The 24,964-nt window shown below is 63.9% G+C and carries 27 protein-coding genes, 1 tRNA gene and 2 pseudogenes; 21 read left to right on the forward strand and 9 right to left on the reverse strand.

Translation table 11 applies throughout. The annotated features are described in order from the left end of the window. Positions 1–20: 20 nt before the first annotated feature. Positions 21–980, reverse strand: coding sequence for a TAXI family TRAP transporter solute-binding subunit (locus tag AC0NID_RS05870; protein ID WP_473452631.1), 960 nt, complete (start codon positions 978–980; stop codon positions 21–23). Between the two features lie 258 nt (positions 981–1,238). On the opposite strand from AC0NID_RS05870, the gene AC0NID_RS05875 reads away from it, so the two are divergent. Beyond that, the gene (locus AC0NID_RS05875) at positions 1,239–1,592 is read left to right on the forward strand and encodes a YciI family protein (protein WP_473451755.1); all 354 of its coding nucleotides are present in this window, start codon (positions 1,239–1,241) and stop codon (positions 1,590–1,592) included. Next, the gene (locus tag AC0NID_RS05880; protein WP_473451757.1) at positions 1,589–2,848 is read left to right on the forward strand and encodes an RNA polymerase sigma factor; all 1,260 of its coding nucleotides are present in this window, start codon (positions 1,589–1,591) and stop codon (positions 2,846–2,848) included. Before AC0NID_RS05875 ends, AC0NID_RS05880 begins: the two co-directional genes overlap by 4 nt. A gap of 14 nt (positions 2,849–2,862) precedes the next feature. Here the strand turns inward: AC0NID_RS05880 and AC0NID_RS05885 are convergent, their stop codons facing one another. From AC0NID_RS05885 to hrcA, 5 genes are all read right to left on the reverse strand, one after another. Beyond that, complete coding sequence (locus tag AC0NID_RS05885) at positions 2,863–3,489, reverse strand: glutathione S-transferase family protein (RefSeq protein WP_473451759.1); 627 nt, start codon at positions 3,487–3,489, stop codon at positions 2,863–2,865. 262 nt (positions 3,490–3,751) lie between these two features. Then, on the reverse strand, positions 3,752–4,732 hold the full coding sequence (cysK, locus tag AC0NID_RS05890) for a cysteine synthase A (protein ID WP_473451761.1): 981 nt from the start codon (positions 4,730–4,732) through the stop codon (positions 3,752–3,754). Positions 4,733–4,942: 210 nt separating this feature from the next. Further along, positions 4,943–5,560, reverse strand: coding sequence for a LysE family translocator (locus tag AC0NID_RS05895; protein WP_473451763.1), 618 nt, complete (start codon positions 5,558–5,560; stop codon positions 4,943–4,945). A gap of 150 nt (positions 5,561–5,710) precedes the next feature. Then, on the reverse strand, positions 5,711–5,908 hold the full coding sequence (locus tag AC0NID_RS05900) for a hypothetical protein (RefSeq protein WP_126036330.1): 198 nt from the start codon (positions 5,906–5,908) through the stop codon (positions 5,711–5,713). Positions 5,909–5,971: 63 nt separating this feature from the next. Then, positions 5,972–7,057 carry a heat-inducible transcriptional repressor HrcA gene (gene hrcA / locus AC0NID_RS05905; protein WP_473451765.1) on the reverse strand — a complete coding sequence of 362 codons (1,086 nt, stop codon included), beginning with the start codon at positions 7,055–7,057 and terminating at the stop codon, positions 5,972–5,974. 134 nt (positions 7,058–7,191) lie between these two features. On the opposite strand from hrcA, the gene rph reads away from it, so the two are divergent. The 5 genes and pseudogenes from rph to AC0NID_RS05930 all read left to right on the forward strand — a co-directional run. Further along, complete coding sequence (gene rph / locus AC0NID_RS05910) at positions 7,192–7,908, forward strand: ribonuclease PH (protein WP_473451767.1); 717 nt, start codon at positions 7,192–7,194, stop codon at positions 7,906–7,908. Between the two features lie 13 nt (positions 7,909–7,921). Continuing rightward, a complete protein-coding gene (locus AC0NID_RS05915; RefSeq protein WP_473451769.1) occupies positions 7,922–8,332 on the forward strand; it encodes a VOC family protein in 411 nt (136 codons plus the stop codon). Further along, the gene (gene rdgB, locus AC0NID_RS05920; RefSeq protein WP_473451771.1) at positions 8,332–8,994 is read left to right on the forward strand and encodes an RdgB/HAM1 family non-canonical purine NTP pyrophosphatase; all 663 of its coding nucleotides are present in this window, start codon (positions 8,332–8,334) and stop codon (positions 8,992–8,994) included. The genes AC0NID_RS05915 and rdgB overlap by 1 nt, the downstream gene beginning before the upstream one ends. Then, positions 8,991–10,154: a radical SAM family heme chaperone HemW gene (hemW, locus tag AC0NID_RS05925; RefSeq protein WP_473451773.1), complete on the forward strand. Its 1,164-nt coding sequence runs from the start codon at positions 8,991–8,993 to the stop codon at positions 10,152–10,154. Before rdgB ends, hemW begins: the two co-directional genes overlap by 4 nt. A gap of 2 nt (positions 10,155–10,156) precedes the next feature. Then, positions 10,157–10,390, forward strand: a pseudogene (locus tag AC0NID_RS05930) (low molecular weight protein tyrosine phosphatase family protein); the annotation flags it as partial. Between the two features lie 114 nt (positions 10,391–10,504). Here AC0NID_RS05930 and AC0NID_RS05935 read toward each other — a convergent pair. Then, positions 10,505–10,693 carry a hypothetical protein gene (locus AC0NID_RS05935; RefSeq protein ID WP_473451775.1) on the reverse strand — a complete coding sequence of 63 codons (189 nt, stop codon included), beginning with the start codon at positions 10,691–10,693 and terminating at the stop codon, positions 10,505–10,507. A gap of 7 nt (positions 10,694–10,700) precedes the next feature. Continuing rightward, positions 10,701–10,898 carry a hypothetical protein gene (locus AC0NID_RS05940; RefSeq protein WP_473451777.1) on the reverse strand — a complete coding sequence of 66 codons (198 nt, stop codon included), beginning with the start codon at positions 10,896–10,898 and terminating at the stop codon, positions 10,701–10,703. A 203-nt stretch (positions 10,899–11,101) separates the two neighbouring features. On the opposite strand from AC0NID_RS05940, the gene rsmI reads away from it, so the two are divergent. Together rsmI and AC0NID_RS05950 are read left to right on the forward strand one after the other, a co-directional pair. Further along, complete coding sequence (gene rsmI, locus AC0NID_RS05945) at positions 11,102–12,049, forward strand: 16S rRNA (cytidine(1402)-2'-O)-methyltransferase (protein WP_473451779.1); 948 nt, start codon at positions 11,102–11,104, stop codon at positions 12,047–12,049. Then, a pseudogene (locus AC0NID_RS05950) lies at positions 12,042–12,418 on the forward strand (YraN family protein). The gene rsmI and the pseudogene AC0NID_RS05950 overlap by 8 nt, the downstream one beginning before the upstream one ends. Positions 12,419–12,450: 32 nt before the next feature. Here AC0NID_RS05950 and AC0NID_RS05955 read toward each other — a convergent pair. Next, entirely contained in the window at positions 12,451–13,257 is an 807-nt protein-coding gene (locus AC0NID_RS05955; RefSeq protein WP_473451781.1) for an undecaprenyl-diphosphate phosphatase, read from the reverse strand. A gap of 162 nt (positions 13,258–13,419) precedes the next feature. Here AC0NID_RS05955 and AC0NID_RS05960 point away from each other — a divergent pair, with 162 nt between their 5' ends. From AC0NID_RS05960 to AC0NID_RS06015, 12 genes are all read left to right on the forward strand, one after another. Then, on the forward strand, positions 13,420–14,112 hold the full coding sequence (locus AC0NID_RS05960; protein ID WP_126036306.1) for a glutathione S-transferase family protein: 693 nt from the start codon (positions 13,420–13,422) through the stop codon (positions 14,110–14,112). Then, positions 14,093–15,253: a tRNA epoxyqueuosine(34) reductase QueG gene (queG, locus tag AC0NID_RS05965; RefSeq protein WP_473451783.1), complete on the forward strand. Its 1,161-nt coding sequence runs from the start codon at positions 14,093–14,095 to the stop codon at positions 15,251–15,253. Before AC0NID_RS05960 ends, queG begins: the two co-directional genes overlap by 20 nt. After that, entirely contained in the window at positions 15,250–16,155 is a 906-nt protein-coding gene (locus AC0NID_RS05970) for an SDR family oxidoreductase (RefSeq protein ID WP_473451785.1), read from the forward strand. The genes queG and AC0NID_RS05970 overlap by 4 nt, the downstream gene beginning before the upstream one ends. Before the next feature lie 80 nt (positions 16,156–16,235). After that, positions 16,236–17,387 (forward strand): penicillin-insensitive murein endopeptidase, encoded by a 1,152-nt coding sequence (gene mepA / locus AC0NID_RS05975; protein ID WP_473451787.1) that lies wholly within the window; start codon positions 16,236–16,238, stop codon positions 17,385–17,387. A gap of 261 nt (positions 17,388–17,648) precedes the next feature. Further along, positions 17,649–18,668: a glucokinase gene (locus tag AC0NID_RS05980; RefSeq protein ID WP_473451789.1), complete on the forward strand. Its 1,020-nt coding sequence runs from the start codon at positions 17,649–17,651 to the stop codon at positions 18,666–18,668. 113 nt (positions 18,669–18,781) lie between these two features. Next, positions 18,782–20,647, forward strand: coding sequence for an ABC transporter ATP-binding protein (locus AC0NID_RS05985; protein ID WP_473451790.1), 1,866 nt, complete (start codon positions 18,782–18,784; stop codon positions 20,645–20,647). Continuing rightward, positions 20,644–21,480 carry a 4-hydroxy-tetrahydrodipicolinate reductase gene (gene dapB / locus AC0NID_RS05990; protein ID WP_473451792.1) on the forward strand — a complete coding sequence of 279 codons (837 nt, stop codon included), beginning with the start codon at positions 20,644–20,646 and terminating at the stop codon, positions 21,478–21,480. Before AC0NID_RS05985 ends, dapB begins: the two co-directional genes overlap by 4 nt. A gap of 32 nt (positions 21,481–21,512) precedes the next feature. Continuing rightward, positions 21,513–22,133: a 2,3-bisphosphoglycerate-dependent phosphoglycerate mutase gene (locus AC0NID_RS05995; protein ID WP_473451794.1), complete on the forward strand. Its 621-nt coding sequence runs from the start codon at positions 21,513–21,515 to the stop codon at positions 22,131–22,133. Positions 22,134–22,305: 172 nt separating this feature from the next. Beyond that, positions 22,306–22,390, forward strand: a tRNA-Leu gene (locus AC0NID_RS06000). A 388-nt stretch (positions 22,391–22,778) separates the two neighbouring features. Then, complete coding sequence (locus AC0NID_RS06005; RefSeq protein ID WP_473451796.1) at positions 22,779–23,711, forward strand: ABC transporter substrate-binding protein; 933 nt, start codon at positions 22,779–22,781, stop codon at positions 23,709–23,711. A gap of 11 nt (positions 23,712–23,722) precedes the next feature. Beyond that, positions 23,723–24,400 carry a L,D-transpeptidase gene (locus AC0NID_RS06010; RefSeq protein ID WP_473451798.1) on the forward strand — a complete coding sequence of 226 codons (678 nt, stop codon included), beginning with the start codon at positions 23,723–23,725 and terminating at the stop codon, positions 24,398–24,400. A 136-nt stretch (positions 24,401–24,536) separates the two neighbouring features. Next, on the forward strand, positions 24,537–24,755 hold the full coding sequence (locus AC0NID_RS06015) for a hypothetical protein (protein WP_473451800.1): 219 nt from the start codon (positions 24,537–24,539) through the stop codon (positions 24,753–24,755). The last annotated feature ends 209 nt before the right edge of the window (positions 24,756–24,964 follow it).

Consider the following 24,964-nt stretch of genomic DNA (forward strand, 5'->3'; position numbering starts at 1 on the left):
AGGGGAAGGGAAACAGCGCCTTACTTCACCAGCCCCTTCTCCTTGTAATACCGCTCGGCGCCGGGATGCAGCGGCACCGGCATGCCGTCGAGCGCCTTGGCCAGGTCGATCGCCTTGGCGGCGGCGTGGGCGGCGGCGACCTGGTCGAGATTTTCGAACAGCAGCCTGGTCATCTGATAGGCGGTCTCGTCGGAAACGTCGGCGTGGGTGATGAGAAAATTGCCGACGGCAGCGGTCGCGACATCCTCGGTCTGGCCCTCATAGGTTCCCTTGGGAATGGCCACTGAAAAGTATGGCGAGCCGATCTTGGCGACGTCCTCCGCCGGGACGGCGACGACGTTGATCGGCACCGACGTGGCGAGGTCGCGGATCGAGGCGACGCCGAGGCCGGCCGATTGCAGCGTGGCGTCAAGCTGGCGGTTCTTGATGAGCTCGACCGATTCGGCGAAGGGCAGATACTCGACCCGTCCGAGATCCTCGTATTTCAGCCCGGCGGCGGCGAAGATGGCGCGGGCGTTGAGCTCGGTGCCAGAGGCCGGCGCGCCGACCGACAGGCTCTTGCCCTTGAGGTCGGCGAGCGTCTCGATGCCGGACTCCTTGCTGGCGACGATCTGGATGTAGTTGGGATAGATGGCGGCAATGCCGCGCAGCTTGTCGAGCTTGCCCGGGTAGCCGGCTTCGGTGTTGCCCTCGGCGGCCAGTTTGACGGCATCGCCGAGCGCGAAGGCGATCTCGCCCTTGCCCTGCTGCAACAGGTTGAGGTTCTCGACCGAAGCTTTCGTCGCCTGCACCTGGGTGCGGGCGCCTTCGATGCCCTTGCCGTAAAGTTCCGACAGCGCGACGCCGAGCGGATAGTAGACGCCGGAGGTGCCGCCGGTCAGCACGTTGATGAATTCCTGCGCCTTGGCCGACACCGCGCCAAGACCCAGCGACAGCGCCAGCGCGCCGGCGGCAACAGACTTCGTCCTGAAATTGAGCATCATGATTTCCTCCCTGAATATTTGCCGCCGCACTGTCACTTCAGCACGACCCGAGGCGAGTTTAGACAGCGGGCGGGAAATGCCAACCCGCAATTGCCCTGATTAGACCAACGGTTGAGTGGGCGCGAATCATATGCCCGCTTGCACAAGACACCACCGCGGACGAAAGATTTTTCCAACGGATGTCGAAATCGAACGAGGCCACACGACATACGTCCGGCTCGCAACGACGCAGCCTTCGAGATATGGGAGAAGATCATGCGATACATGCTTTTGATCTACGGAAACGAAGCTGGGATGGCAGCGGCGCCAGCGGATGCGGTGACCCAGATGTCGAGCGCCTATGTCAGCTACACGGAAGCGTTGAAGAAATCCGGCGCCTGGCTCGCGGGCGACCGGTTGAAACCGACGCAATCCGCCACATCGGTGCGGATAACCGATGGCAAGACCAACGTGCTCGACGGCCCTTATGCCGACACCAAGGAACAGCTTGCCGGTTTCTACATGATCGAGGCGGAGGACGTCGACGCGGCGATTGCCTGGGCAGCGCGCTGCCCGGGTGCCAGCACCGGCACGGTCGAGGTTCGACCGGTCTGGGAATTGACCATGTGACCGGGCAAGAGTCCGACACAGCGCGGGCGGCGGCGGCGGCGGCTGCCCGCCGGAGTTACGGCAAGCTGGTCGCCTATCTTGCCGCGCGCACACGTGACGTGGCCGGCGCCGAGGACGCGCTGGCTGACGCCTTTGCGGCGGCGCTGGAGCGCTGGCCGCTAAACGGCGTGCCCGAGAAGCCGGAAGCCTGGCTGCTGGCGGTGGCGCGCAAACGCCGCGTCGACGCCGTCAGACGGCGGCTGACCGGCGAAGCGGCCCGCGACCATCTCAGGCTGATCGCCGAGGAGATGGAGGCCGGCATGGTCGATGAAGACCTACCCGACGAGCGGCTCAGGCTGATGTTTGCCTGCGCCCATCCAACAATCGAGGCGGGGGTGCGCGCGCCGTTGATCCTGCAGACCATTTTAGGCTTCGACGCTGCAACGATCGCCTCGGCTTTCCTGGTGTCGCCGGCGACGATGGGTCAGCGCCTGGTACGCGCCAAGGCCCGTATCCGCGAGACCGGCATTCCGTTGCGCGTGCCTGAAAGAGCCGAGCTCGGCGAGCGGTTGGATGCGGTGCTGGAAGCGATCTACGCCGCGTTCGCCGAAGGCTGGTCCGACCCGGCCGGCACCGAAACCCGGCGCCGCAATCTCGCGACCGAAGGCATCTGGCTCGGCCGGCTGGTGGCCTCGCTGATGCCGGATGAGCCGGAAGCGCTTGGCCTGCTGGCCCTGATGCTGTTTGCCGAGGCGCGGCGCGCGGCGCGGCGCAATGCCGCCGGAGACTATGTGCCATTGGCCGAGCAGGAGCTTGCGCTGTGGGACGGCGCTTTGATCGACGAAGCCGAGACATTGCTGAGGCGCGCCGCGACCAAGGGCCTTGTCGCCCGCTACCAGCTCGAGGCAGCCGTGCAATCCGCCCATACGGCGCGGCGGCTCACCGGCCGGACCGACTGGGCCGCGATCAGACAACTCTACGACGCGCTGTCGGTGATTGCCGGCTCGCCGGTGGTATCGGTCAACCGCGCGGTAGCCATTGCCGAGGCCGAGGGTGCGGCGGCAGGTTTGAGTGCACTTGATGGGCTTGGCGATGACAAACGGCTGCATGATTATCAGCCTTATTGGGCCGCCCGCGCGGGTCTTCTGGCCAGGCTCGGCAAAACTCAGGAGGCTACCGAGGCCTATGACCGGGCGATCGGCCTCGAACGCGATCCGGCCGTGCGCCGGTTTCTGCAGGAACGACGGGCGGGGCTCGGCCGCGCGGAGAAAGCCTGAGACAGGCGATCGGTTCAGGCCGGCCACATATTGTGGGAGGCGTTCAGTTTCCTCATCACCTGATGCTCCCGCAATCCGGCCCACAGGCGTTCGATGTTTGGCCAGGCGCTGGGGACCTTTTCAATCTCGGGATGCCAGGCCACTAACATGACGAGGTAGATGTCGGCCAGCGAGAGCCGGTCGCCGACCAGCCAGTCCCGGCCTTCGAGGGCGGTATCGAGAATGGCAAAACCGCGATCCATTTCGGCGACCGCGGCCTTCTTCACCGCTTCCATGCCGTTGGGTTCGGCCGTGTAGCGATGGGCGTAATAGAACCGCAGGTCGGCCGCATAGATGACCGCCGACATGAAGGCCAGCCAACGCAGGAAGCCGGCGCGGGCGGGTGAACTCGCCGCCGGGGCCAAACCCGCCTCTGGATGGCGCTCGGCAAGCAGGATGCAGATTGCCGCCGATTCGGTCATCGAGCTTCCGTCCGGCAAGATCAGGACCGGGACTTGATTCAACGGGCTGATGTCGAGAAAGGCCTGATCAGGCGAGGCCGACTTCGGAACGTCGATCTGGTCGAAAGGCACGCCCGCCAAAGCGAGGGCCGCCTCGACGACAAAGCCGCCGGTGTTGGGGCGCGTATAGAGCTTGTACATGAAATCCTCCGCCAGCCTGCAAGGTCGGTGACGATCTGAACCGCAAACGCCGCTCTGCTCAAGCACGTGGCGGCCCGCCACAGGTGTTTTTCCAGCAGTCCAGCGCTGTCATCCAGGTCCGCGGCGCACAAGTTGGAGCCTGTCGCGCCATAGGGGACTCGCGCAAACCTTCGAGATTGGCTGAAGCTACCCGCCTTCGTGCTCCAGGGCGGAGCAGGAACGAAGCGTAGCGCAGACCCTGCGATGACGAAGTGTCGAGAACCTAAGCCCCCAGCCCTTCGAACAGGATCGTCGACAGATAGCGCTCGGCGAAGGACGGGATGATCACCACCAGGTTCTTGCCCTTGTTCTCCGGCCGCGAGCCGACGACGATCGCCGCCTGCAGGGCAGCGCCCGACGAGATGCCGACCGGCACGCCTTCGAGGCGGGCGACGAGCCGCGCATTGGCGACCGAATCCTCGTTGGAGACCTTGACGATCTCGTCGTAGATCGTCGTGTCGAGGATTTTTGGCGCGAAGCCGGCGCCAATGCCCTGGATCTTGTGCGGCCCGGGCTGGCCGCCCGACAGCACCGGCGAGGCTTCCGGCTCGACGGCGACGACATGCACGGAAGGCTTGCGCTGCTTCAGCACCTGGCCGACGCCGGTGATGGTGCCGCCGGTGCCGATGCCGGCGACGAAGATGTCGACTTCGCCATGGGTGTCGTTCCAGATTTCCTCAGCCGTGGTGCGGCGGTGGATTTCCGGGTTGGCCGGATTCTCGAACTGCTGCGGAATGACGGCGTCGGGTAGCGTCGCCGCCAGTTCGTCGGCCTTGGCGATGGCGCCCTTCATGCCCTTCGGCCCTTCGGTCAGCACCAGCTCGGCGCCGAGCAGCGCCAGCATTTTCCTGCGTTCGACCGACATGGTTTCCGGCATGGTCAGGATCAATTTATAGCCCTTGGCCGCGGCGGCGAAAGCGAGCGCGATGCCGGTGTTGCCCGAGGTCGGCTCGATCAGCGTGGTCCTGCCGGGTGCAATCCTGCCCGATGCCTCCAGCGCCTCGATCATGGAGACGCCGATGCGATCCTTAACCGAGGCGATCGGGTTGAAGAATTCGAGCTTGGCCAGCAGGTTGGCAACGACGCCTTTTTCTCCGGCGAACTTGTCGAGCCGGACCAGCGGCGTGTCGCCGATCGTCTCGGTGATCGAATTGTAGATTCGGCCGCGGCCGGGCGTGTGCGCGGTGGTGGCGGGCTTGTTCATTGGTTTCGCTCCCCAGAGGTCAGATAGGCCAGAGTCAGATAGGGCATAGTCCGTCAGCCAAAGTCAGGCGGCATAAGATAGGGCCGTCCGCCGCGCAAGATAGTCTGTCGGTTGAAAATATCCGAGTGGGGCGCATGCTGAAAACAGCTTCGCCCCGGAAAAGCATTTCAGGCAGTAGCCTGTTTTCAGAATGGCTTGGCCGCGAAATGCCTATTGCCGGGCGGCGATTGCAGCCGCCGCTCCCACCATGAAGCCGGCGGCGGTGCGGTTCAGCGCCCTCAGCGCGCGCGGCGACTTCAGAAGCCCGCGCGCCTTGGCCGCCAGCGCCAGATAGGGCACCAGCACCATCAGGAGCACGACCAGCGTCAGCGCGACGAGGATGCCGTAGTCGGCCAGCTTGATGGTCTTCAGATCGACGATGGTCGGCGTGATGGCGAGATAGAAGATCATCGTCTTCGGATTGCCGAGCGTGACGGCGAGGCCGGCAATAAAGCTCGAAACCAGCCCGCCCTTGCCTTTCTTCGCCTCGACCGTTTCCGGCGTGATGCCGCTGGTCCAGAAACGCCAGCCAAGGAAGGCGAGATAAGTGACACCCAGCCATTTGATCACCAGGAAAACCATGCCGAAGGTCTGCGCGACGAATGCGAGGCCGAGCAGCACGGCGGTGAGATAGGTGAGATCGCCAACCATCAGCCCGAAGGACATGGCAAGGGCCGCGCGAAAGCCGGAACCAAGCGCTCGCGCAATAAGCGCGGTGAGCCCTGGGCCAGGGATGGCGACGGCGATACCGAGGGCCGCGCTATAGGCGAGGAATCCGGTGAGGGTCATGATTTCGGCCTTGGCGCATGACCCCGAAAATTCGGAATCGGCTTATAAGACTGCATCTTGTCGCACGGAGGCGGGCAGGCGTGTACCCCCCTGAAGCCGGATTCGATTGCACCAGCGCGGCGCCGGGTGAACCCGCTCCGTTTCCGGGGCTTAGTTCCCGGCCGCGTAAAAATCGTCGTCGAGGCGCTTTTCCAGTTCGACGAGATCGGCCGGCAGCGGCAGCCCCATGGCGCGCATTTCCCTCAGCTTCTCGCGGAGCTGTTCCTGCACTTCATGCTGATCCTCGGGCTGGTTGATCATCTGCTCGAGCAACAGGCTGATCTGAGCCTTGAATGATTCCAGCGCCATCTTCTTCTCCTTGATGTGCATCTCGTTATCCCAAAACCGCTGCGCAGTTCGGGCGACATGCATTTACCGCAGCATGCGGGAAATCAGCTGCGCGGTATAGTCGACCATCGGCACGATGCGAGCGTAGTTCAGCCGAGTCGGGCCGATGACGCCGAGCGCGCCGACGACGCGGGCATCCTTGTCGCGATAGGGCGCCACGACCAGCGACGAGCCCGAAAGCGAAAACAGCTTGTTTTCGGAGCCGATGAAGATGCGCACGCCGGGCCCTTCCTCGGCAAGGTCGAGAAGCTGGATCAGCCCGTCCTGCGTCTCCAGATCCTCGAACAAGTGCCGCAATAGCTCAATGTCGGCCTGGGCGGTGACGTTTTCCAGCAGATTGGCGCGGCCGCGCACGATGAGACGCGCCGGCAAGCCACTTTCGGCGCCCGCCCAGACCGCGAGACCCTTCTCGACCAGCTCCTGCGACAGTGTGTCGAGGGCCGCCCTGGTCTCTTCCTTGATGCGAGCGATCTCGATCCGCGCCTCGGCCAGCGTGCGGTTGCGGATGTGGGCATTGAGAAAGTTCGAGGCTTCGTGCAATTGCGAGACGGTGACGCCGGCGGGCAGATCGATGACGCGATTTTCGACGTCGCCGTTCTGCGACACCAGCACGGCCAGCGCTTTGGTCGGCTCGAGTTGGATGAATTCGATGTGCTTGAGCGCCGCCTCGTTCTTGGCGGCGAGCACGAGGCCTGCGCCGCGCGACATGCCGGACAGCATCTGGCTGGCTTCGGTGAGCATGTGTTCCAGCGTTGCGCCCGAGCCGGACGCGCGCACCTGCGCCTCGATGATACGGCGCTCCTCGTCGGAGAGGTCGCCAAGCTCCATGAAGGCGTCGACGAAGAAGCGCAGGCCGGCCTGGGTCGGCAGCCTGCCGGCCGAGATATGCGGAGCGTAGATCAGGCCGAGATGCTCGAGATCGCTCATCACGTTGCGGATGGTGGCTGGCGACAACGACGACGGCAGGATGCGCGACAGGCTGCGTGAGCCGACCGGTTCGCCGTCCTTAAGGTAGGAATCAACGATGCGTCGAAAGATGTCGCGCGAACGCATGTCGAGCGACTGGAGCGCGGACGACTGCGGACTGGGATCAGCGACTGCTTTGGTCATGCGGGCCAAAAACCTCCGGCCCAAAGATATAGACTTCGGCCGCGCCCGCGCAACCGGCCATTTTCCTTTGCGCCATGCGCTCCATACCGCTACAAGCCGGCCACGATTCCGAGAAAGATAGGAAAAAAGCCTGAATGCGCCCTTCCAAACGCCAATTCGACGAAATGCGCGCCATCTCCTTCGAGCGTGGCGTCTCCAAGCACGCGGAAGGCTCGTGCCTGGTGAAGTTCGGCGACACGCACGTGCTGTGTACGGCCAGCCTCGAAGAGAAAGTGCCGGGCTGGATGCGCAATTCCGGCAAGGGCTGGGTGACGGCGGAATACGGCATGCTGCCGCGCTCGACCGGCGAGCGCATGCGCCGCGAGGCTTCGGCCGGCAAGCAAGGCGGCCGCACGCTGGAAATCCAGCGGCTGATCGGCCGTTCCCTGCGTGCCGTGGTCGATCTGCAGGCGCTCGGCGAGCAGCAGATCACCGTCGACTGCGACGTGATCCAGGCCGATGGCGGCACGCGTACCGCCTCGATCACCGGCGGCTGGGTGGCGCTTTACGATTGCCTGCGCTGGATGGAAGCCCGGCAGATGGCCAGCGTCACCAAGGTGTTGAAGGACCATGTCGCGGCTATTTCCTGTGGCATCCATGACGGCCAGCCGGTCATCGACCTCGACTATCTCGAGGATTCCTCGGCCGGCACCGACGCCAATTTCGTTATGACCGGTAAGGGCGGCATCGTCGAGATCCAAGGCACGGCCGAGGGCGAGCCTTTCTCGGAGGAGCAGTTCACGGCGCTGATGGAATTGGCCAAGAAGGGCATCCAGCGACTGGTCAGCCTGCAGCAGATGGCTGTAGGGTAACCTGCGGTCTGCCATGACACCCTCAGCTATCCTCGAATCAGCCCTCTACGTGACCGACCTCGATGCCGCGCAAGACTTCTATTCCGGCGTCCTCGGGCTCGATCTGCTGGGCAAGGTCGAGGGCAGGCATCTTTTCTTCCGCTGCGGAGGCGGCGTGCTGCTCATCTTCAACGCCGAGGCGACCAAGATGCCGCCGGCGTCCGATGCCAGTCTGAAAGTGCCCCCGCACGGGACCGTTGGCAACGGCCATCTGTGCTTTGCGGCAGGCGCAGACGAGATCGTGCGCTGGAGAGCGCATCTGGAAGCGAGTAAAATCGTCATCGAAAGCGAGTTCGAATGGCCGCAGGGCGGCCGCTCGATCTATATTCGCGACCCCTCCGGCAATTCGATTGAATTCGCCGAGCCACGAATCTGGGGCATCTGATGCATTCGCTTGATGGACACGAGATTGTCGTCGCCAGCCACAATGCCGGCAAATTGCGCGAATTTGCCGATCTGATGGCGCCATTCGGCATAGAAGCGAAGTCGGCTAGGGAATACGGGCTGCCGGAGCCGGACGAGACCGGCACCACCTTCGAGGAGAACGCCTACATCAAGGCTTTTACCGCCGCCAAGGCGACAGGCCTGCCGGCATTGTCGGATGATTCCGGCCTGTGTGTCGATGCGCTGGGCGGAGCGCCCGGAGTCTACACCGCCAACTGGGCCGAGGCGCCGGACGGTTCGCGCGACTTCGGGATGGCGATGCAGCGGACGGAAGCGTCGCTGCAGGATGTCGGCGCGGTCGCGCCTGCGCAACGCAAGGGCCGCTTCGTCGCCGTCATCTGCCTGGCCTTTCCCGACGGCGCGGCCGAATTTTTCCGCGGCGAGGTCGAGGGCAAGCTGATATGGCCGCCCCGCGGCGAACTCGGCTTCGGCTACGACCCGGTGTTCGTGCCGGACGGTTTCCAAAAGACCTTCGGCGAGATGACTGCAGAGGAAAAACATGGCTGGAAGCCCGGCCAGCCGACGGCATTGTCACACCGCGCCCGCGCCTTCCAGAAATTTGCACAGGCCAGACTGGATCTGTCACGATCGGGCTCGGCATGACCGTGCTGCTCGAGCGCAGCCCCGGCTTCGGTGTCTACATCCACTGGCCGTTCTGCGCGGCCAAGTGCCCCTATTGCGACTTCAACAGCCATGTCCGCCACCAGCCGGTCGACCAGGAGCGTTTTGCGCGCGCCTTCGAGACCGAGCTCGCGACGATGCGCGGCCGTACCGGACCGCGCGAGGTGACCAGCATTTTTCTCGGCGGCGGGACACCGTCACTGATGAAGCCGCAAACCGTGGCGACTGTGCTGGAGGCGGTGGCGAAGAACTGGACGGTGCCTGCCGGCATCGAGGTGACGCTGGAAGCCAACCCCTCCTCGGTCGAGGCCGAGCGCTTTCGCGGCTATCGCGCGGCGGGCGTCAACCGCGTGTCGCTGGGCGTGCAGGCGCTGAACGACAAGGACCTGCGCTTCCTGGGCCGCTTGCACAATGTCGATGAGGCGCTGCATGCGATCGGACTCGCGCGTGAGATCTTCCCACGCCTCTCCTTCGACCTGATCTACGCGCGACCTGGCCAGACGCCGGAAGCATGGCAGGCGGAGCTCGAGCAGGCGATCAGCCACGCCGCCGACCATCTGTCGCTCTACCAGCTGACCATCGAGGAAGGCACGCCGTTCCATGCGCTGCATGCGGCCAAGAAATTCAGCGTTCCCGACAACGACCACGCCGCCGATCTCTACGCATTGACGCAGGAGATTACCGCGGCGCGCGGTTTGCCGGCTTACGAGATTTCCAACCACGCCAGGGCCGGTGCCGAAAGCCGGCACAACCTCACCTATTGGCGCTATGGCGAATATGTCGGCGTCGGTCCGGGCGCACATGGCCGTTTCGTCGAAAACGGCCGCCGCACAGTGACGATCGCAGAGAGAATGCCGGAAATCTGGGCCAATCTGGTCGAGGCCAAGGGCCATGGCATCACCGGCGGTGAAACCCTGACGCGCTCGGAAGAGGCGGACGAGTTCCTCTTAATGGGGCTGCGGCTGGCCGAGGGCATCGATCTTTCGCGCTACGAAGCGTTTTCCGGGCGAGGCCTGTCGACAGCACGGCTGTCGGTGCTGCAGGGCGAGGGGCTGGTGGCGCCGATCGGCAATGCCCGCCTGCGCGCCACGCCGGCCGGCATGATCGTGCTCGATGCCGTGGTGGCGGACCTTGCGCGGTAGGCGCATCGGCCGACACCAACCATGATGCCAACGACCCGTTGACGCACGAACTCGTCTCTTGGGCGGACATAAGCTTCGTCATGGAAAAAGCGCACCGCGCCAAGCTGCAGAAGACATTCAAGGCAAGCCTGAAGAATGCTCGCGTGATCTGCCTCGATATTTCGGACAATTATGAATTCATGGATCCGGAGCTGGTTCGCCTTCTGGAGACACGTGTTTCGAAGTATCTGCGTTGAAGTGGCGGACCTTCCGCGCCCTCGTCCTGGCGTCTGCGCTGCGTCGCTTGGCTCCTTGCTTCGCCTGAGATGGCGAAGGGAGAGCCGTCTCGGCCAGCTGCGAAGGTGCGCTAATCAAGCGTCGTGCTTGTGACGGCGCTTGGCGTGGTCTTTCTCGGCGATCACCCCACCGGAGCGAGCCGGCTTGGCATCGCCCTTGGCGCGGCGGACGCGGTGCTGATCGCTTGTAGGGTACGATGGTGCGCCATTGCGGGCGCTTTTCGTTTCAAGGCGGGTGATGAAAATGTCGAAGCGATTGGGCATCGTCTGGTCAGTGCTCCATCGTGCTGCCGGTGTCTGTCGAGCGTTCGATTTCCAGATTGGTCGCCTTTGATGGACGACGCTTTGGCGGCTTTTTCGCCAAGCTGACCTCGGTGTCTGCAGGCCGGCTCATATCCTTCCGCGCGGCGAAGCGCCTGCGGCCGGCATAATACGGTTCAAAGACGTCCTGTATCTTAAGGCTGTCCATCCTGCTCCTCCCGAGATCAGGGATAAAACCCGCCGGGCATGGTTTCGTTCCGTACTATGGCAAGGGCATGGCGGCCATCTCACTTTGGCATGGGGGTTTTGCAACCCGGCACGAGCCGTGCCAAACAGGGGTCGAACGCATTCAAAATGTTAGAACGTCCCTCGCGCGTCCATAAACGCTCGGCGCTCTAACGAGGGACATCAGTGACCGGTGAGTTGGCAAAACGTAGCTATGTGATCGGCCAGACCGAGATATCAGCCCGGCCGCTCGCGCCGGCGCTCTATCTGGTGGCGACGCCGATCGGCAATCTCGCCGACATCACGCTACGAGCGCTGGAAACGCTCGCCGCCGCCGATATCGTCGCCTGCGAAGACACGCGCGTCTCCCGCGTGCTGCTCGACCGCTACGGCATACGCCGCCGCACCACCGCTTACCACGAGCACAATGCCGGCGAGGCAGGGCCGAAGCTGACCGCGGCTTTGCTCGCCGGACAGAGCGTCGCGCTGATCTCGGACGCCGGCACGCCGCTCATCTCCGATCCCGGCTACCGGCTGGTCGGAGAAGCCCTCGACCAGGGCATTCGCGTCGTGCCGATCCCCGGCCCATCGGCTCCACTTGCCGCGCTGACGGCGTCCGGCCTGCCCTCCGACGCCTTCCTGTTCGCAGGCTTCCTGCCGGTAAAGACCGGGCAGCGGCTGACACGGCTGGAAGCGCTGAAACCCGTGCCGGCGACGCTGATCTTCTTCGAGTCACCGCGCCGGCTGTCAGAGACGCTCAGGGCCATGGTCGAGGCGCTGGGCGGCGTGCGCAAGGCGGCGATCGGCCGCGAGCTGACCAAGACCTTCGAGGAGATGCGGGCCGGTACCTTGCAGTCGCTTGCCGATCACTACGCGGCGGCCGATACGCCGAAGGGCGAAATCGTCATCTGCGTCGGTCCGTCGGAAGCAACGGCCAACGAGCCGGCGGACATCGATCGGCTGTTGCTTTCGCTTGCCGCCGAAATGCCGGCCTCCAAGGCGGCGGCGGAAGCCGCCAAGATGACCGGTGGCCAGAAGCAGACGCTTTACCGGCGATTGCTCGAACTCAAGGATAGTGGGAAGAATCGCGATGCCGGGAAGGATGGCGACACCGGGAAACACGACGATGGCTGAGCGCCCGGTCGCCAGCCGCCAGCAGGCCTATCGGCGCGGCCACCGCAGCGAGTGGCTGGCGGCTGCGGCATTGATGGTGAAAGGCTACCGGATCCTGGCGCGCCGCCACCGAACGCGGTTCGGCGAGATCGACCTGATCGCGCGGCGCGGCGACCTGGTGCTGATCGTCGAGGTGAAGGCGCGGCGCACGCTGATGGAAGCGATGGAGGCTATCGCCTATGAATCGGAGCGCCGCATCGAAGCGCCGCCGATCTCTGGCTGTCGCGCCAGTCCGACTATGGACGATTGTCGGTAAGCTTCGACATGATCACGGTTCTGCCGTGGCGCTGGCCAGTGCATGTCGAGAATGTTTTCTACGGGCGAAACTGAACGGCAACCCCGCAGTCAGACCTGCCCCGCAATCACCCCCAGATGAACAGCGCCGCCAGACCGACGGTGCCGATGACCAGCCGCCACCAGCCGAACAGCGAATAGCCGTGGCGCGAGACGTAGTTGAGCAGGAAGCGCACGACGATAATCGCGGCGACGAAGGCGGCGATGAAACCGGCGGCGATGACCGGCAGATCAGCGCTGGTCAGCACATTGCGGTTCTTGAAGAGGTCGAAGGCAAAGGCGCCGACCATCGTCGGCATGGCGAGGAAGAAGGAGAATTCCGCGGCCGCCCGTTTGTCGACGCCCAGTAGCAGCGCGCCGACGATCGTCGAGCCGGAGCGCGAAGTGCCGGGGATCAGTGAAAGGCATTGGAACAGTCCGATCTGCAGATAGAGCCTGAGCGGAAACCGCTCGACATCGTGGTAGAGCGGCTTCGGCTTGAGGCGATCCACCCACAGCAGGACCACGCCACCGATGATCAGCATGATGCAGATCAGTCTCGGTGATTCAAACAGCACCGTCTTGATGAAACCATGCGCCAGCGCGCCGATGACGGCCGCCGGCAGAAAGGCGATGAGTATGCCGAGGACGAAATGCTGAGTCCCCCGATCACGCGGCAGATCGATCAGCATCTGCCACAAACGATGGAAATAGACACTGAGGATCGCCAGTATGGCGCCGAGTTGGATCAGGATCTCGAAGGCCTTGCCGGTCGAGTGGAAGCCGAGAAAATGGCCGGCAAGCAGGATATGGCCGGTCGACGAGACCGGAATGAATTCGGTCAGGCCCTCGATCATGCCGAGCAGCAGCGCTTCGACGATGGTCTGGGTTTCCATGGCAACCTCGGCGTTCGAGTGAAGGCTTGCAGAACGGCTTGCTTGTCATGGCGCGGAACTCCTCTTATAGGTCGCAGCACCCTGACGGCCCAGTGGATCGGGGCGGTCAAGACTTACCGGCGCAGCCGGCGATTTGCCAGTGCGCTCTATTATCGCGGGACCATGCTGACGCTTTTCCACCACCCGATGTTCGCCTCCTGCCGGTTCGTGCGCCTCGCTTTCGGCGAATATGGCGAGGAGTTGGCGCTGATCGAGGAAAAACCGTGGATGCGGCGCAAGGAGTTCCTGGCCCTGAACCCGGCCGGCACGCTGCCGATCCTGCTTGCCGAAGGGGACGTGCCGATCGTCGGCGCCATGGTCATCGCCGAATATCTCGACGAGACGCGCGGCGTCCTCAAGCGAGACAAGCGGCTGTTCGCCGAGGACCCGATGGGGCGCGCCGAAATCCGCCGGCTGACCGACTGGTATCTCAACAAGGCCGATAGCGAGGTGACGCGGCACCTCGTGCGCGAGCGCGTGCTGAAGCCGGTCATGCCGGAAACGGCGGGCGGCGGTTCGCCCGATTCGGCGGCGATCCGCGCCGCGCGCGCCAATATCCGCCAGCACATGAAATACACCAACTGGCTGGCTGGCACCCGCCATTGGCTGGCCGGCAACAAGGTCACCTATGCCGACCTCGCGGCAGCGGCTGCGCTGTCGGTGCTCGACTATCTCGGCGAGATCGACTGGCGCGAACACGCTGCCGCGCGCGAATGGTATGCAAGGGTGAAATCACGGCCATCGTTCCGGCCGCTTTTGTCCGACCGGGTGCGCGGCCTGTCGCCGGTGTCACATTATGCGGACCTCGATTTCTAGAGCGGAAAACCTGCGCGCGCTGATCGACCGCGAGGCGCAGCGCGCCGGTTTCGATGCCATTGCCGTCACCACGCCCGATGCCATCCCGCAGGCGCCGGCCCGGCTTGCCGAATTCGTCGCCGACGGCTTTCATGGCTCGATGGGCTGGATCGCCGAGACGCTCGAACGCCGGGGCGAGCCGACAGCACTTTGGCCTGAGGTTCGCTCCGTCATCGTGCTGGCCATGAACTACGGCCCCGACCACGACCCGAGCGCCGTGCTGGCAAAGCGCGACCGCGGCGCGATCTCCGTTTACGCGCAGAACCGCGATTACCACGATGTGATGAAAGGCCGGCTGAAAGAGATCGCCGGCAAGATCGTGGCGCGATCGGGGAGCGACGTAAAAGTGTTCGTCGACACCGCCCCGGTGATGGAAAAGCCGCTGGCCGAGGCCGCCGGCCTCGGCTGGCAAGGCAAGCACACCAATTTGGTCAGCCGCGAGCACGGCTCCTGGCTGTTCCTCGGCACTATTTTCACGACGGCCGAGCTTGCACCCGATACGGCCGAGGACGACCATTGCGGTTCGTGCCGCGCCTGTCTCGACGTTTGTCCGACCGACGCCTTTCCCGCACCTTACCGGCTCGATGCACGGCGCTGCATCTCCTATCTCACCATCGAGAACAAGGGGCCGATCCCGCATGAGTTCCGGGAAAAGATCGGCAACCGCATCTATGGCTGCGACGACTGCCTCGCCGCCTGCCCGTGGAACAAGTTTGCCCAGGTTGCGTCCGAGGTGAAGCTTGCCGCGCGCGACGATTTGCGCGAACCGCGCCTCGCCGGTCTCTTGGCGCTGGACGACAATGCTTTCCGATCCTTCTTTAGCGGTTCGCCGATCAAGCGCATCGGCCGCGACCGCTTTGTCCGTAATGTGCTGATCGCCGCCGGCAATTCCGGCGATTCCTCGCTCGACAATGCCGTGCGCGCGCTGCTCAGCGATGCCTCGCCCCTGGTGCGCGGGGCGGCGGTATGGGCGCTGTCCCGGCTTGTGCCCGCTTCGGAATTTGCCAAACGTGCCGCCGCCGCGGTCAAAGCGGAAAGTGACGAGGCCGTGCAACGTGAATGGCGCCTGGCGCTGGCAAAGCAAATCGAGGCGCACGCATGAGCGAGAAGCAGATCTTCATTTTCGGCGCCGGCTATTCGGGCAAGGCGTTTGCCCGCGCCAACGAGGATGCCGGCACAATCCTTGGCACGACACGCGCGCCGGAGAAATTCGAAGCGCTGCGGCAGGCCGGAATCACGCCGCTGCTTTTCGATGACGCGCTGACGCCCGAAATCGGCGATGCGCTCGAGAAAACAACCCATCTCGTCGTCTCAGTGGCGCCGCACGAGGCGGGCGACCCGGTGCTGAATGCAGCGCGTGGAACAATCGCGGCGAAGATGCCGGCGCTCGAATGGATCGGCTATCTCTCCACAGTCGGCGTCTATGGCGACCATGGCGGCGGCTGGGTGGACGAGACCTCCGAATGCCGGCCGGTGTCGAAGCGCTCGGCGATGCGTGTCGCCGCCGAGCAGGACTGGCTGAAACTGGGTCGGGAGATCGGCCGGCCGGTAGCGATCCTGCGGCTGTCCGGGATTTACGGACCGGGACGCAATGCCCTGGTCAATCTGGAAAACGGCACCGCCCGGCGGCTGGTCAAGCCGGACCAGGTATTCAACCGCATCCATTGCGACGACATTGCGGGGGCGCTCTTGCATCTGGCCAGAGTCAATCGCGGCGGCATCTTCAACGTCACCGACGATCTGCCAGCACCGCCGCAGGATGTCGTCGCCTACGCCGCAGGGCTGATGGGCGTCACGCCGCCGCCCGAGATTCCGTTCGAAACCGCCCAACTTTCGCCCATGGCGCGGTCCTTCTATGGCGAGAACAAGCGTGTCGCCAATACCGCGATCAAGGCGGCCGGCTATCGTTTTCGCTTTCCCGACTACCGGTCGGCCTTAGATCGAATGTGGGCTGACGACAACTGGCGTGACGGCGAGCCGCGCAGCCCGATGAAGCGGTCGTGATCGAAACCTTGAGCCGGGCGTGATATGATTCGACTTAAATCGCAGAGGGGTTCTGCTTCATGAAAACGTTGAAGCAATCAATGCCCGGCAGAGCAATGCTGCTAAAGCGCGTCGCGACGCGCTTTAAATTTCTGTTTAGGCATGTCGTTGTCCCAAAACCGCTGCGCACTTTTGGGCGACATCCATTAGCAGCGCTCGTCGTCCTCACCCTGGCGGGGCTTGCGGCGCAACCTACAGCGGCCGAGGAACTGGCGAAAAACCTGTTCGGCGCCAAAAAGCTGCCGGCCGTGGCCGCGCCGCAATCCATCGGCTTTTATTCCAAGGGCTGTTTTGCGGGTGGCGTCGCCATTCCCCTGGACGGCCCGAAATGGGAGGTGATGCGGCCTTCGCGCAATCGCCGCTGGGGCCATCCGACGATGATCGCGCTGATCGAAAAACTGTCGCGCGACGCCGCGGCCGACGGTTGGCCCGGCCTGCTGGTTGGCGACATTTCGCAGCCGCGCGGCGGGCCGATGCTGACCGGCCACGCCTCGCATCAGATCGGCCTCGACGCCGACATCTGGCTGACGCCGATGCCCGACCGCAAGCTTTCGATCAACCAGCGCGAAAACATGAGCGCCACCCTGCTTGTCGACGAAAAGACCCATTTGGTGAAGGATGCGTTCTGGGTACCGGCACATATGCGGCTCCTGAGGCGGGCGGCAAGCTATCCCGACGTCGAGCGTATCCTGGTCAATCCCGGCATCAAGAAGAAGCTCTGCGATACGGTGAAAGGCGACCGCGCATGGCTGCGCAAGGTCAGGCCGTTCTGGGGCCACGACTATCACTTCCACATCCGCATTGGCTGTCAGCCCGGCTCGCCCAACTGCAAGCGACAGGACGCCACGGCGCCCGGCGAGGGCTGCGACAAATCGCTGGCCTGGTGGTTCACCGAGGAACCATGGCGCCCCAACAAGAACCCGGACAGGCCGAAAGCGCGCGACGTGATGACGATGGCGAGCCTGCCCGCCGAATGCCAGGCGGTGCTCGACGGGCCAGATCCGGCTTCGGCTGAGGTGGTCACCTATTATGGCGACGGCGTGCCGGTCGCGGCTGCACCCGTTCTCGAGACGGCGCCGGCGCCGGCACGGGCAACCGCAAGCGGCGCGATAACGCTTCCGGCCTCCGTCAACGCCTTCGCGGCAACGCCCGAGATGGGCATTCCGCTACCACGACCGCGACCGGGGAACTGACGCGATATCTTGGAAAGGCGGACGATCGAGCCTATGGCCCTGCCTGCGGCAGGTCCACGCCGCGAGGGACGGTTGTGCTGCCGTGCCGTTGCAGTGGTCGGGAAGCGCAGCGATCTAGCGGTTGCCTGCGCGCCCGTATGCGCCACATCTGACCTCCCCTCGCTCCGCTCTGTATGTCGAAAACCGATTTCCCTTTCCAAGGTCATGCGGTAGTCAACAAAAAACGGCGGAACGCAACTGGGAACCGGGACGGACAAGAGCATGCCAGGCGACGACGACACCGTGTTGCGGTTTCCGATCCTGATCGGCGACATAGGCGGCACCAATGCGCGCTTCTCGGTCGTGCTCGACGCGAACTCGGAACCAACCGAACCGCAGATCGTCCAGACAGCCAATTTCAACACCATTGACGAGGCGATCCAGGCGGCGGCGCTGGACCGTTCGTCGGCCCGGCCCAACTCCGCCGTGCTGGCGGTGGCCGGCCCGGTCGACAGCGACGAGATCCCGCTCACCAACTGCCCGTGGATCGTCAAGCCGAAAAAGATGTTTGCGAGCCTCGGCCTCAGCGACATCGTGGTGCTCAATGATTTCGAGGCGCAGGCGCTGGCCGTCGTGGCGCTCGGCGAAGAGCATATGGAAAAGATCGGCGGCGATGCGCCCGAGCCCAATGCGGGACGGGTGGTGCTCGGTCCCGGAACCGGACTTGGCGTCGCCGGCCTGGTCTATGCGCTGAACCACTGGATACCGGTGCCGGGCGAGGGAGGGCACATGGACATCGGGCCGCGCTCGCCGCGCGATTTCCAGGTCTTCCCGCATATCGAGAAGCTCGAGGGCAGAATCTCCGGCGAACAGATTTTGTCCGGGCGCGGCCTTGTCAATACGTACCGGGCGGTGGCCAAGGCGGACGGCAAGCCGGCGCCTTTCACCACGCCGGCCGAGGTTACCGCCGCGGCGCTGGCGAAGTCGGAGCCGGTGGCCGAGGAAGCGCTCGAGATGTTCGTCACCTGCCTGGGGCGCACCGCCGGCGACCTCGCGATGGTGTTCATGAGCCGCGGCGGCGTCTTCCTGACCGGCGGCATCGCCCAGAAGATCCTGCCGGCGCTGAAAGCGGGCAATTTCCGCGCTGCGTTCGAGGACAAGGCGCCGCACAGCGAGCTGATGCGCACCATGCCCGTCTATGTGATCACCCATCCGCTGGCAGCGCTGTCCGGCCTTGCGGCCTATGCCAGAAACCCTTCGCTGTTCGGCGTCCAGACGGCGGGGCGGCGCTGGCGGGCCTGATCCCATGAAGTTTTGCCGGCCTCGGCCATAGGCAAGCCGCCACCGGAGCGCTAAGAGGATTGCCGAGTTAGCCCGGCCGCGAGGCCGAACCGACATCACGGAACGATCCCGGCTTGAAACCGTCGCCCAACCACCAAGCGAAAGCCCGGCCCGGCGAGATCGTGGCGGTGATCCGCCGCATCCTCGCCGAGAACGGCCGCGAATACCGCTGGTATTATGTTCTGGCGGTTCTGTGCCTGGTTACGGTCGCGGCTACGACCGCCTTCACCGCCTGGATCATGAAGGATGTCGTCGACCAGATCTTCTACGAGCAGCGCGGCGATCTCATTGCGCTGATCTGTGTATCGATCCTGGGCGCCTTCATGCTGCGCGGGCTGGCCAGCTACGGTCAGGCGGTGACGCTGGCCAGGATCGGCAACAATCTGGTGGCGCGTTACCAGCGCCGCATCTTCGCTCATCTGATGAAGCTCGGCGTCGGTTTCTTCAACGACACGCGCTCGGGGCGGCTGGCTGCTCAGATCAACGAGAACGTCAACGGCATCCGCGACCTGCTCTCGATGACGCTGACATCCCTGGCACGCGACGCCGTATCGCTGCTCGCGCTGATCGGCGTCATGGTCTGGCAAGATCCGGCGCTTTCCTTGATGTCACTGCTGATCGGGCCGCCGCTGATCTACACGGTCGTCTATCTGAGCCGCAGAATAAGACGCGCCACACGCGAAGCGGTGCAGATCAACTCGCGGCTGATCGGCGCCATGCAGGAAGCCACCCAAGGCATCGCCATCGTCAAGGCTTTTACGCTTGAGGACGAGCTGTCGCGCCGTATCAGCGATCTTGTCGTCAGCGCCGAGCGGCGGGCAAACCGCATCGCCCGCGTGTCGGAACGATTGACGCCGATCTCCGAAATTCTGGCCGGCTTCGCCGTCGCCGGCGTCATCGCCTATTCCGGCTACCGGGCAACCGTGGGCGGCCAGCCGCCTGGCGCCGTCTTTGCCTTTATCACCGCACTGCTGCTCGCCTACGATCCGGCCCGCCGGCTGGCGCGCATGCAGGTCGGCATGGAACGCGCGCTGGTCAACGCACGCATGATCTACGAACTGCTCGACCTCGAGCCGCAGCAAGGCGACGCACCTGGAGCGGCCGAAGCGAAGATCACCAAGGGCGAGGTGCGCTTCAACAATGTGTCGTTCGGCTATGTCGCCGACGCGCCGGTCCTGCAGGACCTCAGCTTCGTTGCAGCAGCCGGCAAGATGACGGCCATCGTCGGCGCCTCGGGCGCCGGCAAGTCGACGCTGGTGGCGCTGCTGCAGCGTTTCCATGATGTCGAGGCGGGCAGCATCGAGGTCGACGGTCAGGACATTTCGAACGTCACCAAGCGGTCGCTGCGCAGTTCCATCGCCTATGTCTCGCAGCAGCCCTACCTGTTCGAAGGCACCATTCGCGACAACATCCGCTATGGGCGACTCTCCGCCAGCGACGCCGAGATCGAACTGGCCGCGCAACAGGCCGAGGCCGACAGCTTCATCCGCCGGCAGCCGCAAGGCTATGACACACCTGTCGGTGAAGGCGGCGTGACGCTGTCGGGCGGCCAGCGCCAGCGCGTGTCGATCGCCCGCGCCATCGTTCGGCAGGCGCCGATCTTGCTGCTCGACGAGGCGACCTCGGCGCTCGACAACGAGGCGGAAGCGCGTGTCCAGCAAGCACTGACCCATGTGATGGACGGGCGCACGACCATCGTCATCGCGCACCGGCTGTCGACGGTGGTCAACGCCGACCACATCGTCGTGCTGGAACAGGGGCGGCTGGTCGAACAAGGCACGCATGCCTCGCTGATGGCCGACCCGCACAGCGTCTATGCCCGTTTCCATCGGGTGCAGGGCAACAAGGGGCTGGGACTTGTCGACGACGGCAAGCCAATCCAAACTCCAGTGCGGAAACCGGTGCGACGCACAAAGAAGGCGGTTGGGAGAATCTTATGAGCGGCATGTCTCCTAATGATACAAACGATATGAGCCTGGTGGTGGTGGGTGCGGCCGGCCGCATGGGCCAGGCGCTGATCCGCGCCGTCCACACGATACCGGGCGCACGCGTCGCCGGCGCGATCGAGCGGGCCGGTTCGCCGCATCTCGGCAAGGACGCCGGGGAGCTTGCCGGCATAGGCAATATCGACGTGTCGATTGGCGACGACCCGCTACCGGCCTTCGCCAAGGCCGACGGCGTGCTTGATTTCACGAGCCCGGCAGCGACAGTCGAGTTCGCCGGCTATGCCGCGCAGGCGCGCATCGCCCATGTCATCGGCACCACTGGCTGCTCGACGGACGACAATGCGAAGATCCTGGCTGCGGCGCGCCACGCGACTGTGGTCAAGTCAGGCAATATGAGCCTCGGCGTCAATCTGCTGGCGGTTCTGGTGGAGCAGGCGGCGCGCGCGCTCGACGCCGACGATTTCGACATCGAGATCCTGGAAATGCATCACCGGCACAAGGTCGACGCACCCTCGGGTACGGCGCTGCTGCTCGGCGAAGCCGCGGCCGTCGGACGCGGCATCGATCTTGACGGGAACAGCGTGCGGGTGCGCGACGGCCACACCGGCGTGCGAAAAACCGGCTCGATCGGCTTTGCCACGCTGCGCGGCGGCTCGGTGGTCGGCGACCATTCCGTGGTGCTTGCCGGCACCGGCGAGCGCATCACGCTCACCCACCATGCCGAGGACCGGGCGATCTTCGCCCGCGGCGCGGTCAAGGCCGCACTTTGGGCGCGCGGCAGGAAGCCGGGGCTATATTCAATGCGGGACGTGCTCGGATTGAGCTGAGGCGATCCTATTCACAAGCTGAAGGAGCAAAAATGTCGGGAACTCTCGTGCTCGTGCGCCATGGCCAGAGCGAATGGAACCTGAAGAACCTTTTCACCGGCTGGCGCGACGTCGATCTGACCGAACTGGGCCACGCCGAGGCCAAGGAGGCGGGCGCGAAGCTGAAGGCGCGCGGCATGAAATTCGACATCGCCTTCACTTCGTCGCTGATCAGGGCGCAGAAGACCTGCCAGCATATTCTCGACGCGGTCGGCCAGGGCGATCTCGAGACTATCCGCGACCAGGCGCTGAACGAGCGCGACTATGGCGACCTCTCCGGCCTCAACAAGGATGACGCGCGCCAGAAATGGGGCGAGGAGCAGGTGCATATCTGGCGCCGCTCCTATGACGTGCCGCCGCCCGGCGGCGAAAGCCTGAAAGACACCGGCGCGCGCGTCTGGCCCTACTACCTGCACGACATGCAGCCGCATGTGCTGCGCGGCGGCACCGTGCTGGTGGCGGCGCACGGCAACTCGCTGCGCGCGCTGATCATGGCGCTGGACGGCAAGTCGGGCGAGGAGATCGTCAGACTGGAGCTCGGCACCGGCGTGCCGGTCATCTACAAGCTCAACGCCGATTCGACCGTGGCATCCAAGGAAGTGCTGGAGGGCTGAGACGGCGAGCGGGAATGTGTTTCTTTATTGAGCATGATCTTTTCCGAACCGCAGGTCCGCGAAAGCAAAATCCGGTTCCCACTTTTCTCTGACGTGGACCTTCGGTTCGGGATCATGCTCTCAAAAAAGCGCGTTGACACTCACCCTTTGCCCGCCTAAAGAGCCCGCACCAGCCCAGATGGCGGAATTGGTAGACGCGCACGGTTCAGGTCCGTGTTCCGCAAGGAGTGGAGGTTCGAGTCCTCTTCTGGGCACCAAATCCCTTTGTAAATTCTTGATTTCCCGGAAACCTGAGGTTTCCGGGGCATCGGCTGTGCGTGGCCTTGCGAATGACCTCACTGCAAGGTGTTCTAGCTAATGCGGCCCCCACAGGTCGTAGGGCGTGTGCCCGCGAACATTTGAAAGTGGGCGCGGCGGTCGCGTTGCGAGCATCTTCCCAGACGGAGTGTCATCGGGTAGCGTGCAGGGCGGCACGGCGCTTCTTTGCCGAATGCGCAGCCGCACCTTCAGCAGCTGCCGTCAGGAGATGGCACTGGTGTCACAACCCGGTGCTTGCCGCGACGGATTGTTCCCGTCCCGGTTCATTTAAGCACCGACGCGAGGGGAAAGAAAATGCACAACCGATTTCAGCAGTGTCTGCGGAAAATGTCGCTGGCGGCATTGACGATGCTGGCGGTCCCGGCCCACGCGACTGATCTCGTCATTGCAATGCCGAACTGGCCGTCGGGCCAGGCTACGGCAAACATTCTCAAGGTCAGCCTGAAGGAACAGTTCGGGCTGGATGCCGATGTGCGCGAGATGGGGACGCTTATCGCCTTTGCCGGCCTCGATTCGGGCGAGGTGGATATTCATCCCGAAATCTGGCTGCCCAACCTGGACAATCTGGTGAAGAAGTATGTCGACGGTGCCGGCACGGTAGCCATCAGCCCCATCGGGGTGCCGGCATGGCAAGGCATATGCGCTACCCGCGAAACTGCCGACAAATTTGACATTCGTGACATTTCGGATCTCACCGACCCGCGCAAAACTGCCGCGTTGGATACTGATCGGGACGGACATGGGGAACTCTGGATTGGCGCTGAGGGTTGGTCCTCAACAGCTATCGAGCGTGTCCGCGCCAACAGCTATGGCTATGCCAAGACAATGACATTGCTGGAGACGCCGGAGGATGTCGGAATGGCGGCTGTCGATGCCGCGGTCGCCACGGATCATCCGATGGTGTTTGCTTGCTACGCACCGCATCACGTGTTTGAACTGCACGACATTGTCCGGCTTACCGAACCGCCCTTTGACCCGGCAAAGTGGAAGATCGTGCTGCCTTCCGAGGATCCGCTCTGGGTCTCGAAGTCCAGCGCACCAGTGTCATGGGATACCGCACATTTTCATATCGCCTACGCCAGTTCACTGCGCAAAAGATATCCGAAGGTGGTCGAGTTCCTGGAACAGGTCGACCTCAAGCCCGAGGACGCCACGAAGATGAGTTATGCGCTCCAAGTGGAGCGTCAGGATCCTTACGAGTACGCCAAACAATGGGTTGCCGCGCAGGGCGCCCGGGTGCACGGGTGGGCAAGCCCATGAGCGGAAAGCTGATGACCGTAAGACGCGCCACTCTCCAGCGGCGCTCCTTTACTGCAATTGTCGCGGTAGCGCTCGGTCTTGTCGCGGTGGCGGCGCTGGCTGCGGGGACACAGGTTTTCGATCCGAAATCCCGCAAATGGGTGGACTACGACCGCACCAAGGCGCGCAAATACTATGCCGCGCACAATGAAGTACCCGAGGCGTTTCGCCCGCAGATGGTCAAGTTCCGCACCGCGGAAGTGCCCGGTACGATCATCATCGATGGCAACCAGCATTTTCTCTACCTTGTGCAGCCGGGTCAGCGGGCCATGCGCTACGGTATCGGCGTGGGCCGCGAAGGGTTTGGATGGGCCGGAATCGTGCGCGTCGGCCGCATGGCGGAATGGCCTACCTGGACACCTCCGGCAGAAATGATCGCTCGTGATCCGAATGCGGTCAAACATGCGGGAGGCATGCCGGGAGGGCCTGACAATCCGCTCGGCGCCAGGGCGCTTTATCTGTACGAGCGCGACCAGGACACGATCTACCGGATACACGGCACGCCAGAGCCCTGGACGATCGGGCTCGACGTGTCCTCAGGGTGCATCCGGATGAGGAACGACGACATCACCGATTTGGCATCGCGCGTCAAGGTTGGCGCCAAGGTCATCGTTCTCATGCAGGGGGCGGCACTTTACAAGGGTGTGTGAAGCGGCATTCGGAGAGGGACAAGCAATGTCGGCAAAACGTGCAGCGAGAACTTTGATCCAGGCAACAGCAATTGGATTCTTGGTGGGAGCCCTGAGCGCTTGCGTCAGCGCCCCGCCGCCGCCTCCTCAGGACCAGATGTCCAGGACCCAGGTCGAGACGGCCCCTGCGGACCTTCAGCTTCTTTGCGCCAGCGCGGCCGCCAAGGCGAGCGGGGTCGACAGCACGAAGATCCTTCCGGTTTCATCGAGCAAGCTCGATCCCGAAACCTATCAGGTCGAGCTCGATGCCAGCGGCAGGAAGACACGCTGCCTTGTGGATACCGAAGGCAATGTCAAATCCGTTGAGCCCGCCTGATCCGCTCGAGTCGAGGCATTTTGCGACGACCTGACGATTGCCGTGAACCTGGCGTCGGCTTCCGAGCGTGACGATGCTGGTGTCACGGACCCGTGATGAAAGCTTCGGAAACCCCGAGAAAGCCCCGGCCGACCGCACCTGCCTCCAACCTAGCGGCATCATCGTGGTTGGCACGTCCAGGGATTACCTGTACCATCCCTTTGCCGGTC

It is taken from the genome of Mesorhizobium sp. WSM4821, assembly GCF_055901555.1.

What these genes read in the sequence shown, in the direction of transcription:
- AC0NID_RS05870 (WP_473452631.1), bottom strand. Translation starts at nt 980, where the DNA reads ATGCTCAATTTCAGGACGAAGTCTGTTGCCGCCGGCGCGCTGGCGCTG.
- AC0NID_RS05875 (WP_473451755.1), top strand. Translation starts at nt 1,239, where the DNA reads ATGCGATACATGCTTTTGATCTACGGAAACGAAGCTGGGATGGCAGCG.
- AC0NID_RS05885 (WP_473451759.1), bottom strand. Translation starts at nt 3,489, where the DNA reads ATGTACAAGCTCTATACGCGCCCCAACACCGGCGGCTTTGTCGTCGAG.
- cysK (WP_473451761.1), bottom strand. Translation starts at nt 4,732, where the DNA reads ATGAACAAGCCCGCCACCACCGCGCACACGCCCGGCCGCGGCCGAATC.
- AC0NID_RS05895 (WP_473451763.1), bottom strand. Translation starts at nt 5,560, where the DNA reads ATGACCCTCACCGGATTCCTCGCCTATAGCGCGGCCCTCGGTATCGCC.
- AC0NID_RS05900 (WP_126036330.1), bottom strand. Translation starts at nt 5,908, where the DNA reads ATGGCGCTGGAATCATTCAAGGCTCAGATCAGCCTGTTGCTCGAGCAG.
- hrcA (WP_473451765.1), bottom strand. Translation starts at nt 7,057, where the DNA reads ATGACCAAAGCAGTCGCTGATCCCAGTCCGCAGTCGTCCGCGCTCCAG.
- rph (WP_473451767.1), top strand. Translation starts at nt 7,192, where the DNA reads ATGCGCCCTTCCAAACGCCAATTCGACGAAATGCGCGCCATCTCCTTC.
- AC0NID_RS05915 (WP_473451769.1), top strand. Translation starts at nt 7,922, where the DNA reads ATGACACCCTCAGCTATCCTCGAATCAGCCCTCTACGTGACCGACCTC.
- rdgB (WP_473451771.1), top strand. Translation starts at nt 8,332, where the DNA reads ATGCATTCGCTTGATGGACACGAGATTGTCGTCGCCAGCCACAATGCC.
- hemW (WP_473451773.1), top strand. Translation starts at nt 8,991, where the DNA reads ATGACCGTGCTGCTCGAGCGCAGCCCCGGCTTCGGTGTCTACATCCAC.
- AC0NID_RS05935 (WP_473451775.1), bottom strand. Translation starts at nt 10,693, where the DNA reads ATGCCCAATCGCTTCGACATTTTCATCACCCGCCTTGAAACGAAAAGC.
- AC0NID_RS05940 (WP_473451777.1), bottom strand. Translation starts at nt 10,898, where the DNA reads ATGGACAGCCTTAAGATACAGGACGTCTTTGAACCGTATTATGCCGGC.
- AC0NID_RS05955 (WP_473451781.1), bottom strand. Translation starts at nt 13,257, where the DNA reads ATGGAAACCCAGACCATCGTCGAAGCGCTGCTGCTCGGCATGATCGAG.
- AC0NID_RS05960 (WP_126036306.1), top strand. Translation starts at nt 13,420, where the DNA reads ATGCTGACGCTTTTCCACCACCCGATGTTCGCCTCCTGCCGGTTCGTG.
- queG (WP_473451783.1), top strand. Translation starts at nt 14,093, where the DNA reads ATGCGGACCTCGATTTCTAGAGCGGAAAACCTGCGCGCGCTGATCGAC.
- AC0NID_RS05970 (WP_473451785.1), top strand. Translation starts at nt 15,250, where the DNA reads ATGAGCGAGAAGCAGATCTTCATTTTCGGCGCCGGCTATTCGGGCAAG.
- mepA (WP_473451787.1), top strand. Translation starts at nt 16,236, where the DNA reads ATGCCCGGCAGAGCAATGCTGCTAAAGCGCGTCGCGACGCGCTTTAAA.
- AC0NID_RS05980 (WP_473451789.1), top strand. Translation starts at nt 17,649, where the DNA reads ATGCCAGGCGACGACGACACCGTGTTGCGGTTTCCGATCCTGATCGGC.
- dapB (WP_473451792.1), top strand. Translation starts at nt 20,644, where the DNA reads ATGAGCGGCATGTCTCCTAATGATACAAACGATATGAGCCTGGTGGTG.
- AC0NID_RS05995 (WP_473451794.1), top strand. Translation starts at nt 21,513, where the DNA reads ATGTCGGGAACTCTCGTGCTCGTGCGCCATGGCCAGAGCGAATGGAAC.
- AC0NID_RS06005 (WP_473451796.1), top strand. Translation starts at nt 22,779, where the DNA reads ATGTCGCTGGCGGCATTGACGATGCTGGCGGTCCCGGCCCACGCGACT.
- AC0NID_RS06010 (WP_473451798.1), top strand. Translation starts at nt 23,723, where the DNA reads ATGACCGTAAGACGCGCCACTCTCCAGCGGCGCTCCTTTACTGCAATT.
- AC0NID_RS06015 (WP_473451800.1), top strand. Translation starts at nt 24,537, where the DNA reads ATGTCCAGGACCCAGGTCGAGACGGCCCCTGCGGACCTTCAGCTTCTT.